The 15,250-nt window shown below is 68.7% G+C and carries 12 protein-coding genes; 3 read left to right on the top strand and 9 right to left on the bottom strand.

All coding sequences use genetic code 11. The features are described from left to right. Window position 1 precedes the first annotated feature (1 nt). From ACX1DX_RS08845 to uidA, 5 genes are read right to left on the bottom strand one after another with little or no spacing between them, the layout of a single operon-like run. The gene (locus tag ACX1DX_RS08845; protein ID WP_459396304.1) at window positions 2-1,039 is read right to left on the bottom strand and encodes a LacI family DNA-binding transcriptional regulator; all 1,038 of its coding nucleotides are present in this window, start codon (window positions 1,037-1,039) and stop codon (window positions 2-4) included. Then, window positions 1,032-2,348, bottom strand: coding sequence for a nickel pincer cofactor biosynthesis protein LarC (larC, locus tag ACX1DX_RS08840; RefSeq protein ID WP_459396303.1), 1,317 nt, complete (start codon window positions 2,346-2,348; stop codon window positions 1,032-1,034). Before larC ends, ACX1DX_RS08845 begins: the two co-directional genes overlap by 8 nt. A 46-nt stretch (window positions 2,349-2,394) precedes the next feature. Then, window positions 2,395-3,075, bottom strand: coding sequence for a nickel pincer cofactor biosynthesis protein LarB (larB, locus tag ACX1DX_RS08835; RefSeq protein ID WP_459396302.1), 681 nt, complete (start codon window positions 3,073-3,075; stop codon window positions 2,395-2,397). Further along, window positions 3,075-3,956, bottom strand: a complete 882-nt coding sequence (gene larE, locus ACX1DX_RS08830; RefSeq protein ID WP_459396301.1) for an ATP-dependent sacrificial sulfur transferase LarE — start codon at window positions 3,954-3,956, stop codon at window positions 3,075-3,077. The genes larB and larE overlap by 1 nt, the downstream gene beginning before the upstream one ends. Window positions 3,957-3,964: 8 nt before the next feature. After that, the gene (gene uidA / locus ACX1DX_RS08825) at window positions 3,965-5,770 is read right to left on the bottom strand and encodes a beta-glucuronidase (RefSeq protein WP_459396300.1); all 1,806 of its coding nucleotides are present in this window, start codon (window positions 5,768-5,770) and stop codon (window positions 3,965-3,967) included. A gap of 430 nt (window positions 5,771-6,200) precedes the next feature. On the opposite strand from uidA, the gene ACX1DX_RS08820 reads away from it, so the two are divergent. Continuing rightward, window positions 6,201-7,595, top strand: a complete 1,395-nt coding sequence (locus ACX1DX_RS08820) for an MFS transporter (RefSeq protein WP_459398200.1) — start codon at window positions 6,201-6,203, stop codon at window positions 7,593-7,595. Window positions 7,596-7,850: 255 nt separating this feature from the next. On the opposite strand, the gene ACX1DX_RS08815 is transcribed toward ACX1DX_RS08820, so the two are convergent. The 4 genes from ACX1DX_RS08815 to gnd all read right to left on the bottom strand — a co-directional run bounded on the left by ACX1DX_RS08815 (window position 7,851) and on the right by gnd (window position 13,012). Further along, on the bottom strand, window positions 7,851-8,354 hold the full coding sequence (locus ACX1DX_RS08815; protein WP_459396299.1) for a hypothetical protein: 504 nt from the start codon (window positions 8,352-8,354) through the stop codon (window positions 7,851-7,853). 756 nt (window positions 8,355-9,110) lie between these two features. After that, on the bottom strand, window positions 9,111-10,418 hold the full coding sequence (locus tag ACX1DX_RS08810) for a lactate racemase domain-containing protein (RefSeq protein WP_459396298.1): 1,308 nt from the start codon (window positions 10,416-10,418) through the stop codon (window positions 9,111-9,113). Window positions 10,419-10,482: 64 nt separating this feature from the next. Beyond that, the gene (locus tag ACX1DX_RS08805) at window positions 10,483-11,556 is read right to left on the bottom strand and encodes a PfkB family carbohydrate kinase (RefSeq protein WP_182764161.1); all 1,074 of its coding nucleotides are present in this window, start codon (window positions 11,554-11,556) and stop codon (window positions 10,483-10,485) included. A gap of 1 nt (window position 11,557) precedes the next feature. Beyond that, window positions 11,558-13,012: an NADP-dependent phosphogluconate dehydrogenase gene (gnd, locus tag ACX1DX_RS08800; protein ID WP_459396297.1), complete on the bottom strand. Its 1,455-nt coding sequence runs from the start codon at window positions 13,010-13,012 to the stop codon at window positions 11,558-11,560. Window positions 13,013-13,433: 421 nt separating this feature from the next. Between gnd and ACX1DX_RS08795 the strand changes: the two genes are divergently transcribed. Together ACX1DX_RS08795 and ACX1DX_RS08790 are read left to right on the top strand one after the other, a co-directional pair. Then, window positions 13,434-14,144: a TVP38/TMEM64 family protein gene (locus ACX1DX_RS08795; protein WP_459396296.1), complete on the top strand. Its 711-nt coding sequence runs from the start codon at window positions 13,434-13,436 to the stop codon at window positions 14,142-14,144. Continuing rightward, window positions 14,129-15,202, top strand: a complete 1,074-nt coding sequence (locus tag ACX1DX_RS08790; RefSeq protein WP_083665478.1) for a glycosyltransferase — start codon at window positions 14,129-14,131, stop codon at window positions 15,200-15,202. Before ACX1DX_RS08795 ends, ACX1DX_RS08790 begins: the two co-directional genes overlap by 16 nt. Window positions 15,203-15,250 lie beyond the last annotated feature (48 nt).

The following is a 15,250-nucleotide window of genomic DNA, read 5'->3' as shown; positions in this document are numbered from 1 at the left end:
CTTACATTTCGGCGGTGAATACAGGGGGATGGGGCGGCACGATGCCGGTGGAGTCGCGCGCGATGAGATCCATCGGCACCACGATGGTGTCGATGGTGGGCGCGTTGCGGTGCTTGAGTTGGCTGAGCAGCGCGCGGGCGGCGCGGGCGCCGATCAGGCTGGGCTGCGGCGACACCGTCGTCAGGGTGGGAGTGGTGAGCACCGAGGAGATGGAGTTGTCGATGCCGACCACGGAGACGTCCTGCGGCAGGCTCAGCCCGTAGCTCTGTGCGGCCTTCATGAAGCCGATGGCCATGATGTCGTTGAAGGCGATGACGGCGGTGGTGGGGTGCTCGCGCCACACCTTGGCCGCGTCCACGCCGCCCTGGATCGACGGCGTGCACGGGCCCACGCGGCGCAACTGGAGGCTGAGTTCGTGGCAGGCCTCCGTCGCTGCGCGCCAGCGCACGCCGTTGGCCCACGAGGCCTCAGGGCCCGCCAGGTACGTGATGCGGGTGTGCCCCAGCCCGGCCAGGTGCTCCACCGCGCGCCGGATCCCGCGGCCGGAATCCGGTACCACCGACGGCAGGCCGGCGATGATCCGGTTGGTGGCCACCACCGGGATCCGCTTCACGATCTGGGTGATCGCCGAATCCGTGAGGCGGGAGGCCGACAACACCAGGCCGTCGAGCAGCGGCAGCACAGCCTGGATGGCCTGGTATTCGGTGTGCCCGTCCTCCTGTGAGTCCATCAGCAGCACCGTGTATCCGGCCTGCGCCGCCTCCTGCTGGAAGCCCCGCATGATGTGGGCGTAGACGGGGTTGGTGACGTCCGCCACCACCAGGCCGAGGGCCTTCTTCGCGACGCCCTGCTCTGGGTGCTGCACCGGTTTGGTGCGGTAGCCCAGCTTCGTGGCGGCGGCGTGGATCTGTTCACTGGTCTCGGCGTTCACGCGGCCGGGCCTCGAGAACGCTCGTGACACCGTCGACGCCGACACCCCGGCCTCCAACGCCACGTCGTAGATCGTGACCTGCTTGCGGCGCTTCTTCGGCTCACTCATGGTGTTGCTCCGGCCAGGGGGCTCCGGGGTGCAGACCCTGCGCCCAGGCGACTGCGTGGGCCCGCCCCAGCGCCACCCGCTCGGCGACCCCGAGGGCCTCAGCCAGCGCCTGCACGTCGACGAACTCGGCGGTGGCCTGCTGGATGGGGCTGCCCTCCCCGTCGCCGGAGAGCTTGATCCGCACTTGGTGGCCGTCGATGTCGACCGGTCGCCACGTCCGCTGCAGCACCCGGCGGTGCGACGGGTGGGCGATGCGCACCCCGATGGTCGATGTGTGCGTGACAAGGGCCTCGACCACGGCGCCGGTGTCGGCCTTCGACGCCAACGCGGTCACGGTGTGGGCCGGGCGGCCCTTCTTCATGATGATGGGAGTCAGCCAGGCGTCGACGGCGCCGGCGTCGAGCAGGCGGTCGAGGACCGCGGGCCAGAGCCGCGGGTCCAGGTCGTCGACGTTGGCGGCGATCTCCTGCACCTCGAACGGGGTCTCGTCCCGTGGCGCGATGCGTGGGGCGGTGCCGAGCAGTACGCGCACCACACCGGGGAGGTCCTTGCGGACGCGGGTGCCGGCGCCGGTGCCCACGCCGTCGAGGGTCATGGTGGGTAGGGCCTCCACCTGGCTGCAGAGGGCGCGGATCAGCGCCATGCCGGTGGGGGTGGTCAGTTCACCGGCCTCTGGCGGGCCGCCGGCCTCGACCTGCCAGCCCCTGGCGAGTGCCACGACGGCGGGCGGCGGCACGGTGAGCAGCCCGTGCTGCGTGCGGACGCTGCCGGTGCCCACCGCGACGACGGAGCTGGAGGCGTCCTTCACGCCTAGGGTGCGGACGGCTTCGGCGACGCCCACGATGTCGCCGATGGAGTCGAGCGCGCCCACCTCGTGGAAGTGGACCTCCTCGACGGTGGTGCCGTGCACGGCGGCCTCGGCCTCGGCCAGGGGGCGGAACGCGGCGAGGGCGAGGCTGCGGGTGACGGCCGGGATGCCGTCGGCGGAGAGCAGGCGCTGGATGTCGCTCAGGTGGCGGGCCGGCGGGTCGGGCTCGTCGGCGATGACGTCGACCTTCAACGCGTCGAACGGGCCGCGGCGCACCCGTCGGGTCTGCAGGTGCAGCTTCCCTGGGGCGACGAGATCGAGGACCGCGGCGACCGAGCCGGCGTCGGCCCCGGCGTCGATGAGGGCGGCGAGCAACATGTCGCCGGCAGCGCCCTGGGACGCGTCGATCCACAGGCGACGGGTGCGCTCCGGTGACGGGGCCACCTGCGTCGGCCGCACCCTCGTGCCGGAGGGGACGGAGTCGCCGTCTGCGGTGGTCACGTGGGGATGGTGATGGTGGTGGGAGTGGCTCCCACCAGTGGGGATGTCATGCATGATGCCTCCCGGGCGCCGCGATCTGGGCAGCCAAGTGGCCCGCCCCGTAGCCGTTGTCGATGTTGACGACGCCCACGCCGGGGGCGCAGGAGTTCAACATGCTCAACAGCGCCGCGACCCCCTCGAACGCGGCCCCGTAGCCCACCGAGGTCGGCACCGCGACGACGGGGCAGGCCACCAGACCGGCCACGACGGGCACCAGGGCGGCGTCCATCCCCGCGGCGAGCACGATGACGTCGGCCTCGCGGAGTTCGTCGAGACGGGCGATGACTCTGGTCAGGCCCGCCACGCCGACGTCGACCACTTCGGTGACCTCGCGCCCGAGGTAGCGGGCCGTCAGCGCCGCCTCACGGGCGACGGGCAGGTCCGAGGTGCCGGCGCAGACGACGACGACGCGACCGCCGCTGGGCGCCGGGGGTTCGCCCGGCCAGGCGGCCAGGGAGGCGGTGTCGTCGATGAAGACGCCGGGCAGTTCGTCGCGGATGGCGGTGAGCTGCTCAGGTGTGGCGCGGGTGAACAGGACGGTGCCCAGTTCCTGGTCGGTCTGCTCCGACTTCTGCCGCCACGCGCGGGCGATGGCGTGCACCTGGGCCAGTGTCTTGCCCATGCAGAACACGGCCTCCGGGTAGCCGCGGCGGCGGAAGCGGTCGAAGTCGAGGGTGGCGATGTCCATCACAGGGCCTCCGGGCGGCGGTTGAGCAGGGTGAGGGTGAAGGTCCCGGACTGGATGCCGCCCAGGTCGAGCGTGGCGTGCTGGAAACCCGCCGCCTTGACGCGGCTCAGAAGCTCCTGGCGCACGGCGGTGTCGGCGATGAGGTGGAACTCGTCCGCGGGCACCTCGATGCGGGCGATGCTGCCGTGGTGACGCACCCGGCAGTCGGAGAATCCGGCGGCGAGCACGGCGTCCTCCGCCAGGTCGATGGCCGTCAGCTTCTCCGCGCTGACCGGTTCCCCGTGCGGGATCCGGCTGGCGAGGCAGGGGGCCGCGGGTTTCAGGGCGCTGGCCAGGCCGAGTTCGACGGCGACTGCGCGGACGTCGGCCTTGCTGGCGCCGGCGTCGGCGAGGGGATGGAGGACGCGGTGCTCGGCGGCCGCCCGGCTGCCGGGACGGTCCGGCCGGGAGGCGTCGTCGGCGTTCTCGCCGTAGGCGATGGCCGTCAGCTGCAGTGCGACGGCCACACGGGTGTCGAGCACCGTGAACAACTCGTCCTTGCAGTGGTAGCAGCGGTCCACCGGGTTGGCGGCGTAGTCGGCGTTGGCGAGCTCGTTGGTGGCGACCTCCACCAGGGGCAGCCCGAGCTGCTCCGCCTGGCGGTGGGCGAGCCGTCGCTCCCGCTTGGCCAACGACGGCGACACTCCCAGCAGCAGCACCGTGTTCGCCTCGCCGACGGCGCGGGCGGTGAGGGCCGCCAGCACGGTGGAGTCGACTCCGCCCGAGTAGGCGACACCGACGCGGATGCGGTTCGCGCCGGGCTCGGCCAGCGAGGCGGCCACACCGTCGGCGACCCATTGGAGACTGCGCGGCAACGGCGCGTGGAGGTCGATGGGCTGCATGGCGGCCGTCAGTTGCCCTGCTCGGAGCGCAGCTGGTGCCAGCGCTTGCGCACGTCGTAGGCGGCCGACTTGGGCAGCCGGTCGCGGGTGACCATGCCCTTCTTGTTGCCACCCACGCGCATGATGCCGGGGGTGGTCTGGAAGTCAGCGAAGTTCCACATCTGCTCGCCGACCACCTCGGGGTAGTCGTCGAACACCCGGTGGAACATGGCGAGCATGTCCACCTGGTACTCCTCGGACCAGGGGCGGCGGTGGAAGTCGCGCAACCCGTTGAGGGTGTCGGGGCCGTATTCGGTGAACAGGATGGGCTTGCCGGGGGCGAGGGTGAGCCACCCGTCGAGTTCTTCACGGAGGTGCTTCTCCGCGAGTTCGAGGTTGCCGTTGTCCCAGTACCAGCCGTAGTACCGGTTGAGCATGACGACGTCGTAGAGGTCTGCCACCTTCTCCTTGTCCGGCGTGGACAGCTGCACGTTGACGTAGCCGACGGGGCGGCTGGGGTCCGCGTCGCGCGTGGCGGCTACGAGCGGCTCGAAGTAGGCGCGGCTCGCGTCCGACCAGGTCTCGGGCTCGTTGGCGATCGACCACAGCACGACGCTGGGGTGGTTCTTGTCGCGCGCGATGAGCTCGCGGATGTGCGCCTCGTGGACGCGCCGGGTCTCGTCGTTGATGGTCTCAGGGGAGAACGTGGAGCGTGGCTTGCCGTCGCCGAAGATGCCGCCCGAGAGGCCCTGGTTCATGCCGACGGCGGCGGTCTCGTCGATGACGACGAAGCCCATCCGGTCGGCGTGGTCCATGACCTCCTCGGCGTACGGGTAGTGCGAGGTGCGGAAGGAGTTGGCGCCCTGCCAGGCCATGAGTTCGAAGTCGTGCACCATGAGCGCGTCGTCGTGGCCCTTGCCGCGCACCAGGTTGTCCTCGTGCCGGCCGTAGCCGCGGAAGTAGAATGTCCGGCCGTTGATGAGGAACTGCGAGTCCTTCACCTCGACGGTGCGGATGCCGAACGGCTGGGGGTAGACGTCCTCGCCGGCGGTGACCTCCAGCGTGTAGAGGTAGCCGCGGCCGGGTTCCCAGAGCTCGGCGTCCTCGACGCGGACCCGGCCGGCGGCCCCCGCTGCGCTGCCGACCTCCACGCCAGCGGCGTCCAGGACGCGCACCGACACCTGGGTGGCCGCCGCTTCCGCCGGTCCCTGAGTTGCATCCGCGACCTCGACGGCGTAGTCCACGACGCCGGCCCTGCCGTCGATCCCCGTGGTGATGGTCACGTCGGTCACCGCCAGTTGGGGGCGCGTGTAGAGCAACACGCTGCGGTGCAGGCCGGCGTAGTTGTAGAAGTCGTGGAAGTAGTACTGGGTGGCGTTGCCCAGCTCGTCCACGGACACGAAGCCCGGCGGGATGCTCTGCCAGCTGAGGCGGTTGTCGACGGCGACGGTGAGCCGGAACTGTCGCCCGGCGAGATCCGTGACGTCGGCCTCGAACGGCAGGTAGCCGCCCACGTGGGAGGCCACCTCGTCGTCGTTGACCCAGACGCGGGCCTCGTGCGAGGCCGAGCCGAAGCGGAGGAACAACCGCTCGCCGTCCGCGAGGCGGGGCACCGTGACGGTGCGCTGGTACCAGACCCAGCCGACGTGGTCGCGGACCGCGGATTCGGTGGTGATGTCGTTGTACGACGCCGGCACCGGCATGGGGCGCGGCTGCTCCAGGGGCCCGGCGAACCAGCGCTGCTCGATGCCGCTGTTCTGCGTGTCGACCGAGAAGTCCCACACACCGTCGAGCGACGTGATGGTGCGGGAGAGGGAGGTACGGGCGCCCAACATGTGAGCTCCTTTGCTTGAGGGTCCGGGTCAGTGCCTCAATTCAACCCGCGGCAACTTTGCCTTCCTCCAGATTGCCATAAGTTGCAGTGCCCGGGAATGGCTCGACACCCCACAGTGGTGGTTGAACTGTCAAGTTGACAGGAGTGCAACAGGCGGCAACTTTGAGGTGGCCAGCGACTCGAATGAGACATTTACTTCATCAACCTATGGGAGCAGATCGGTGCGGTACCGAACTGCACTGGCCTCGGCAGCACGGGTGCTGCCTCGTCGAGGAGACGGAAACAAATGTCCATCAGCACTCAGAACCGGACGGTTCGCCCCTTCGGGTGGCGCGACAAGATCGGCTACCTCTTCGGTGACTTCGGCAACGACTTCACCTTCATGCTCCAAATGATGTTCTTCATGGTGTTCTACACCGACGTGATGGGGCATCAACCCGGCCCATGTCGGTCTGCTGTTCCTGCTGGCCCGCCTCCTGGACGCCTTCACCGATGTGGGCATGGGGCGCCTCGTCGACGTGCTCAAGCCCTCGTCGAGCGGCCGCTTCAAGTCCTGGATCCTCCGCATCGCCATCCCCGTCGCCCTGGCCGGCGCGATGATGTTCATGCCGTTCGCCGTCGACGCGAGTTACGCGATGCGCGTGCTCTACATGATCGTCACCTACATCGTGTGGGGTTCGGTCTTCTACACGATGATCAACATCCCCTACGGCTCGATGGCCGCGGTCATCTCCAACAAGCCCGAGCACCGCGCGTCGCTGTCGGTGTTCCGCTCCGTGGGCGCCCAGCTCGCCTTCCTGCTGATCTCCGCCGTGCTCCCCCAGGTGGTGTTCGTGGAGAATGCCAACGGCGTCGACCAGCTCGACCCCACCCGGATGGCGCTGGCCGCCGTCGCCTGTGCCATCGCCGCAGTCGCCTGTTATGCATTGTGCTACTTCAACGTCGAGGAGCGCGTCCAGTCCATCCTCAAGCCCAAGGACCAGCAGGCCTCGTTCGGTCAGATGCTCGGCACCCTCACGAAGAACCGCCCCCTGATCGCGCTGGTCGTCGGCGCCATCGTCTTCCTCATCGGCAACCAGATCGCCTCCACCACCACCGCGTACCTGTGGAAGGACTACTCCAACAACGGCGGCATGATGTCGACCGCGCAGATCGTCGCCATCGCCCCTGTCTTCATCATCGCGCTGGTCGCCACCCGCCTGGCCATGAAGTTCGGCAAGAAGGAGATGATCGGCACGATGCTCGCCGTCTCCGGGCTGCTCTCCATCGTCATGTGGATCATGAAGATCTCGAACCCGTGGCTGTTCATCGCACTGTTCTTCGTCCTCTCCATCGGCGTGGCGATGTACAACACCCTCGTCTGGGCGGTCATCACCGACGTCCTCGACTACCAGGAGATCCAGACCGGCGAGCGCGACGACGGCACCGTGTACGCCATCTACAGCTGGAGCCGCAAGCTGGGTCAGGCCGCCGCCGGCTACGTCGTCGGCTGGGCCGTGGGTTCCGTCGGCTACAGCTCCGAGGCCGCGCAGGCAGGGGTCCAGCAGTCGTTGGAGACCAAGAACGGCATCTACCTGCTGTTCCTCCTGGTGCCGGGCATCCTGTACCTGATCACCTCCGCCATCATGCTCTTCTGGTACCCGCTCGGCCGCAGGCAGGTCATGGACAACTTCCAGACGCTGCAGGCCCGCGCCTCCGCTGTGGAGCCCGATTCGGCTCAGTCGGTCGACCCGGCCGCCGCCGACGTCATCCCGGCCGCCAGCGGTGTGACCCACGGCGAGACCGGCGCCCGCCGCGGCAACATCGCCAACGATCCGCGCGAGTGACCTCTGTTCCCTCGGCACGGCCCCCGCACTCCTGGTGCGGGGGCCGTTTCGCTGCCGTCCGGGTGTCGAACTCGACACAACGCTTCCGGAGCCCGCGTCGTGACGATTCTGGAACCGTCCGGGGTGCCACATCTGTCACTACGACGGGGGGTCGAGGTGACGTGTCGGTCACCGGGCACTCTCGATTCCGCGGCCCGCCTGGCCGCACAGTTCGCGCAGGACAGCCCGGTGCCTGACCCCGGGTGTCGCCTCCAGTTACTTGAGGACCCGCTCGGGGGTTGTCAGTCCTTTCGCCAGTGCGCGCGCGACTGCCGAGACGGCGTCGTTCTCCGTCGTCTCGTCCGCGATGTCCAGCAGCGTGACCTCGACGCTGGTCCGACGGAGGCTCAGCGCACCGTGCCGGGTGGCGCGGCGGAACCTGATCTGCCATCGGTCGAGATCAAAGTCGGCCCGGGCCTTGGGCGCCCAGACGGTGACCTTCGACGGGGCGTCGCGCACCGCGTCGTGCAGGTGGCCCGAGGCGAGCCCGCCCACCACGGCCTCGCTGCCGCCGCGCAGCAGCCCCGCCCACGCTGCGGCCGCGAACGACGGTGGGCCAAGGAGGTGGAGACCGGGCGCAACCGGGGTCCACTCCTGCGCCATGCGGGCGATGATGCGTCGGCTCAGCCCGCCGTCGAGTAGTTGCCGGGTGCTGACGACCTGGGCCTGTTCGCCGATCTGCTTGAGGAACGGGTCTGGGATGTTCTTGCGTGCATACACGGGTCCAGCCTGGAACGGGAGCCGAGGGCGGGGAAGGGGCCTGGGCCAACGGACAACACCTGACTGGAAACGGACAACACCTGGTGGGCGTCGGACAACACTTCGAGCGTTGATTGGCCGTCCAGCGGGGCGTCCAACGCGTGGTGGCGGCCTGAGCTGGTCTGGTGACAGCAATGCGTGGACGACGCGGGTGCTGAAGGCCAATGCCAGCTCGATGGTTGGCGGTGCTGATGGGACGGTGGCAGAAGTCGCAAGACGGCTCGACCCGCCGTCGGAGTGTCGGTTCCAGCACCGACGTCGGTGCGAGATTTCGCACTACGCGGCGCGCCTGCGCAGTACTGCGAGATCTGGCACCGTGCTCGTTCGCCAAGGACGGCCAAGCTGGCCGGGCGGGCGTGGTTGGCGCCGACCTGCCGTGTTGACTGCCTTGCTCAGCGTCACCATCCTCGGCCTCGGCTTCCAGCGGGTGAGCGACGACGGCCCCAGCTGGTCGGGAGTCACCCGTTGACCGGCTGCGGGTCGTCCGTGGCCGCGGTGGATGGCAGCAATGCGCGGACGACGCGGTGGTGGCGGCCGGTAGGGCGCCTGGGGGTTGACGGTGATGTACGGACGGGGGCAAGAGTCGCAAGACGGGTCGGCCCGCCGTCGTAGTGGCGGTTCCAGCACAGACTTCGGTGCGGGATCTCGCACTACGCGACGTGTCCGGGCCGTAGTGCGGGATCTGGCACCGCGTCTTCGCGGGCCCGATCTCCCGTCTCAGGCGGGGAGCCTGCCCCTCTGCTCCTCAGTCCGGTGCAGCAGTTCGCCGGCGTTGGGCACCACGAGCGTGTCCGGGTCTGCCGACATCGCCTCCAGGTCCACGTCGGCCGGGTCCAGGTAGTTCAGCGAGATCTTCTCCACCACCTCGCGCGGGATGCCCGTGGCCAACGTCACGGTCACGCGGTTGGTCTCGACCCCGGTGGCCGGGTCGTAGTCGCCCAGGCCGCGCAGGTGCGTCGAGTGTGCCAGTTCGCCCCACGGGTGGTTCTTGAACCGCTCCCACTGCCCGACGAAGTACTGCCGGTTGTGGTAGCCGATCTCCTCGACGCCCGGGTGCATCACGGACACGTCCTTGATGTGCGGTGCGTAGATGATCAACTCGCCGCCGTCGGTGACGACGGGCTCCATCTTGTAGAAGCCCTTCGCGCCCGTCCACATGTCCTCGTACATCTGCGGGATCACGGAGACCACCCGCTTGTACGCCTTTGGCACGTATTTCACGTGCACCTGGCTGGACACCTCGGCGCAGGCCTCCCAGGAGGAGCGGGTGTCGCCGAAGGCCATGAACTGCAGGTCGTCGGAGCCGGGCTTGACGATCATGCCGAGCAGCAGCTTCGTCGACGGGACGAGCGCGGCCGCCGCGTCGATCATCTGCCGCACGGGGGTGATGCCGACGGATCCGATCATCTCGTAGCTGGTGATCAGGGCGCCCACCCAGTGGGACATGTCGATGACGTCGTGGCCGGAGAGTCCGGGGAAGAAGTACTTGTTGCCACCGGAGATGCCCACCACCTCGTGGGGAAGGACAGGGCCGAGCACCAGCGAGATGTCGGTGTCGACGACCATCTTGTTGACGAGCACCGTCATGTCGCGGTCAGTCAGGCGGCCGTCGGTCAGCTCGCCGATGCGCGCGGCCGGGATGGTGCCGAGGTGGGCGAAGGTGTCGTGGTTGCGCCAGTCGTGGTTGTGGATCTCCCAACCGGGGTAGGTCTCCTCGAACCGTCCCGGCGCCGAGCCCATGAGCCGGCCGATGGCCTCGTCGCCCATGTAGTCGTGGGTGCCCAGCGCGATGACCACGCGGACGTCCTTCGGGCGCTGGCCGAGGGCCTCGTGGATGACCTTGGCCACCATGTCGACGGGGGCGTGGCGCGTGCCGTCCGGCACGACGAGGGTGACGCGCTTGCCGTCGAAGTCGTAGCGACGCAGCTCATCGAGGACGAACGTGCGGATCTGCTCCTCGGTGAGGACCTGGTCTGGGCCTCCGACGGTTGCAGCGTCGGGCACTCCGGGATACAGCTTCGTCATGGGACCACCCTACGTCCGGCCGGTCGTCCCGCACCTGGGGCGTGGGACGGCTCAGCGGCTTCATTCATCGCTGGACACGCGCGTTGCCCTCCCAGATGGACCAAACCTGCGCCTCATCCATGGGGGAGCCGTAGTCGTTGAGGGACGTGGCAGCGAGGGCCCCCGTCGCCCAGCCGAACTGCATGCACTTCTCCGCGGGCCAACCGCGCAGCAGGCCGTGGAGGACGCCGCCGATAGAGCCGTCGCCGCCGCCGATGCGGTCGAGAACGTCGATGTCGCGGAGGTGGGCGACGTGGAACTCACCCTCGCCCCAGAGCACCATGCCCCAGCGGTGGTGGTTGGCGGAGATGACCTCGCGCAGCGACGTGCCGATGAACGAGGCGCGGGGGTACCGCTCGGAGATGCGGGCGATCATGGCCTTGAAGCTGCCGATCTCGTCGGCGATGTCCTCGCCGCCGGCCTCCGGGCCGGGAATGCCCAGGCACAGCTGGAAGTCCTCCTCATTGCCGTAGAGGATGTCGCAGAGCTGGGCGATCTCGTGGAAGGCCCTGTGCAGTTCGTCCTCGCGACCCTTCCAGAACGACGCCCGGAAGTTGAGGTCGAAGCTGATCGCCGTGCCGTGCTCGCGGGCCTTCTTGGCCAGCTCCACGCAGAACGTCGAGGTCTGGGGAGACAGCGCCGCCACCAGGCCGGACAGGTGCAGGATCTTCACGCCCTCGTCGCGGAACAGCTTGTCCAGGTCGTAGTCGGCGACCTTCAGGTCCAGTCCCACCTCGCCGGCGCGGTCGTTCCAGACGCGCGGCGCGCGGCCGCCGAACCCGGCGTCGGCGATGTTGAACTGGTGGCGGTTGCCCCAGGCGTCGCCCTGCGGCACCTCAGGGCCTTCGTAGGCCATGCCGCGGGCGCGCAGATCCGCCTTGATGAACGCCGAGATGGGGGAGCCGTCGACGAACCTGGTGAGCACCTTGACCGGCAGGCCAAGATGGGACGCCACGGAGGCGACGTTGGTCTCGGCCGAGGTGGCCTGCATCAGGTAGCGGCTCGAGGAGTGCACCGGCTGCCGGTTCTCCGGCGTGATCCGCACACCCATGGAGGTTGGCACCACAAGTGCCCACTTCGCATCTTCCCGTAGCTGCATGTCAGCTCACCACTTCCTGACGCTCGTCGGTTGCCCACAGGGTGTGGAAGCTGCCCTCGTCGTCGACGCGCTTGTAGGTGTGGGCGCCGAAGTAGTCGCGCTGACCCTGGATGAGCGCGGCGGGCAGGCGGGGGCTGCGCACCCCGTCGTAGTAGGACAGCGACGACGAGAAGACCGGGGCCGGCACGCCGTGCAGGGCCGACAGGCTCACCACGCGGCGCCACGACGGGAGCGCGGCCACCACCTTGTCGTAGAAGTACTTGTCGGCGATGAGCAGCGGCAGATCCGGGTTGCCCTCGTAGGCGCGGGTGACCTCCCCGAGGAAGCGGGCCCGGATGATGCAGCCGGCGCGCCAGATGCGGGCCATGTCGCCGAGGCTGATGTCCCAGTCGTATTCGGCGGCGGCGGCCTGGATCAGGTTGAAGCCCTGGCTGTAGGCCACCAGTTTCGACGCGTACAGCGCCTGGCGGACGTCCTCGATGAAGGCGTCGCTGTCCTCGATGTACCAGCCGGCGGCCTCGGACGCGAAGCCGTGTGCGCCCTCGCGCTGGACGGGCGACGACGACAACCCGCGGGCGAAGGTCGCTTCGCCGATGCCGGTGACCGGCACCCCCAGCGTGAGTGCGGTCTGGGTGGTCCAGGCGCCGGTGCCCTTCTGGCCGGCCGCGTCGACGATGACGTCGACCAGCGGCGTTTCGGTGCGGGCGTCGACCTGGCGCAGCACCTCGACGGAGACCTCCATCAGGTAGGAATCGAGGTCGCCCTTGTTCCACTCCTCGAAGATGTCGGCGATCTCCGCGGGGCTGAGGCCCAGCGCGCGGCGGAGGAGGTCGTAGGCCTCGCCGATGACCTGCATGTCGGCGTACTCGATGCCGTTGTGGACCATCTTGACGAAGTGGCCGGCGCCGTCCGCGCCCACGTGGGTGCAGCAGGGTTCGCCGTCGACATGAGCGGAGATGGATTCCAGCATGGGGCCGAGGCGGCGGTAGGACTCCTCCGAGCCGCCGGGCATGATCGACGGGCCGAGCAGCGCGCCCTCCTCGCCGCCGGAGACGCCGCAGCCGACGAAGTGCAGCCCGCGCTCGCGGAGCGCAGCCTCACGGCGGCGTGTGTCGGAGAACAGCGCGTTGCCACAGTCAACGATGATGTCGCCCTCGTCCATGCGGGAGGCGAGCTCCTCGATGACGGCGTCGGTGGCGGGGCCGGCCTGAACCATGATGATCGCGACGCGGGGCGACGTGAGGGAGGCCACGAAGTCGTCCATCGACTCGCCTGGGATGAACGTACCCTCGTCGCCGTGTTGGGCCATCACGGCCTCGGTCTTGGCGGCGGTGCGGTTGTGGATGGCCACCTTGTGGCCGTGGCGGGCGAGGTTGCGCGCCAGGTTGGATCCCATGACGCCCATGCCGGTGACGCCGATGTCAGCGCTGGACGGGGTGGGGGTGGCGAGTGCCATCGGGTTCTCCTTCTACGGTGTGTGGCTCCAGCATGTCGCGTGGTGGTGGTGGCGCCGGAGGTGTTGCAGCAAGTTGCCACCGCCCGGCCGCGTGGGGTGGCGGGGGCGACCACTGGCCGACAACTCTGGTGGAGTTGACACCGTAACCCACAGCAACGGAGCGAAGACCGACTCGTGGCGGATCTCACAGCGCAACGAGGGGGTCTTCGCGCGCTTCTTCGACGGAACCTATCGCGGCGAGTACCAGGACGCACTGGTGGCCGAATACGAGTCGCTCCTCCCCGCCACCCCGCCCTGGCGCACCAACTCCCGGTGCCGGCCGACCCCGAGTCAAACCCCGGGGATATCCAACTGAAGTAGGGGTTGCAACCAGACGTTGGCCTGATGCGGCCCAACTGATTTCTGGTGAAGGATGAGGTCCATGACGACTGTTGAGACCTCCGACGTGCACACTGGGCAGGGGAGAACTGTCCCGATGCAAGGGGAGGTCATGGAGCCGCTGGAACACGAGGACGTCACAACGCCGGCGGATCCGGCGCGAGCCAAACGGCTGAAGAGGCTGATCCACGTGTTGACCCTCATCGGCCTCGCCGGCGTCATCACCCTCATCGTCCTGGGGTTCTCCAGCGGGGTGCTGACGTCGGTGGCGTCCCTGCGTGAGTTCGTCGACGGCTTCGGGCTCCTCGCCCCCGTGGCCTTCATCCTCATCGGGTCGCTCGAGTCCGTCGTGCCGGTGATCCCGGGTTCCGGCGCCATCATCTCGGCGCCCATCATCTTCGGCCAGATCGAGGGCACCCTCTGGGCGTACCTCACCACCGTGCTGGGTTCCACCCTGGTGTTCTTCGTCTCGCGCCACGTCGGCCGCGACATGGTCGTCGCCCGTTTCTCGCAGCGCACACTGGAGCGGTACGGCAAATGGCTGGACCATCCAAAGTTCATGAAGTATTTCGCTATCGCGATTGCCCTTCCACTGGCCCCTGACGACGTACTGTGTTACATGGCTGGGCTCACCAACATGCGGTGGCGCACCTACCTGCTCATCATCTTCCTGTGCAAGCCGTGGGGAGTGGTGCTCTACACAACAGGCGTTATGACCATTCTGAAGGTGGTGTTCCCATGGCTGGGTCTCTAGTGCCAGCAGCGGAGACGCACCCCGACGCAGGTCTGCGGGTCTGTCTCTACTCGGGAGCCGGCCGGCTCATGGAACGCAGCGGCGTCGGATCCGCCATGCGGCATCAGGCGAAGATGCTGCTCAATCTGGGTTCGCAACTGGTGAAGCTGTGGAAGCGGCCCGACATCGTGCAGCTCAACACCATCTTCCCGGATTCCGTGCTCGTCGGCGTTCTCGCCAGGGCGTTGGGGATCCCCGTCGTCGTGTTCGCGCATTCCACCAGGGAGGACTTCGAACAGTCCTGGGTGGGCGCGCGAACCTTCGCGCCGCTGTTCGAGAAGTGGCTGGGCGTCGTGTACCGCCGCGGCGACGTCGTGGTCACCCCCACGCCCTATTCGCGCGGCATCATCGAGAATTACCGGATCACCGCGCCCATCCGCGTGCTCACCAACGGCGTCGACACGCGCTTCTTCTCCGGTGGCGCGGAGGCCCGCACGCGGTTCCGCGCGCGGCACCGCATCGCGTCGGATCGCCACGTGGTGCTGAGCGTCGGGCACCTGATGGTGCGCAAGGGCATCCTCGAGTACATCGATCTCGCCCGCTCCATGCCGGAGGCGGACTTCTACTGGGCGGGCACCGCACCCAATGCCGCGATGACGCCGGATGTGCGGGCCGCGTTGGCCCACCCGCCGTCGAACCTCCACCTGCTGGGCCACATCCCGCCGGACGAGGTGCGCGACGCCTACGCAGGGGCGGACCTCTTCTGCTTCATGTCGCACGAGGAGACCCAGGGCATCGTCGTGCTGGAAGCGCTGTCCAGCGGTGTACCTGTGCTGGTGCGCGACATCCCCGTGTACGACGGTTGGCTCCACGAGGTGGCCGTGCACCGCGCGTCCACCACCCGCGAGTTCGAGACGACGGCGCGGGCCGTCCTCTCCGGCGAGGCGCCGGACCTGACCGAGGCCGGGCGGTTGCTGGCGGCCCAGCATGACCTGCTCGAGGTGTCCACGGACCTGGCTGCGGTGCACCGGGACCTGCTCGAGCGACGCCCGGGCCACCGTCGCGCCATCGGTGCCTGACCTGAGTGCTCCGTGAGCGCGGGCAATAGGCTGGGGCTGAGAACCCGT

The organism is Tessaracoccus zhenghani, from assembly GCF_054552775.1.
This window is presented reverse-complemented; position numbering and strand designations above follow the sequence as displayed.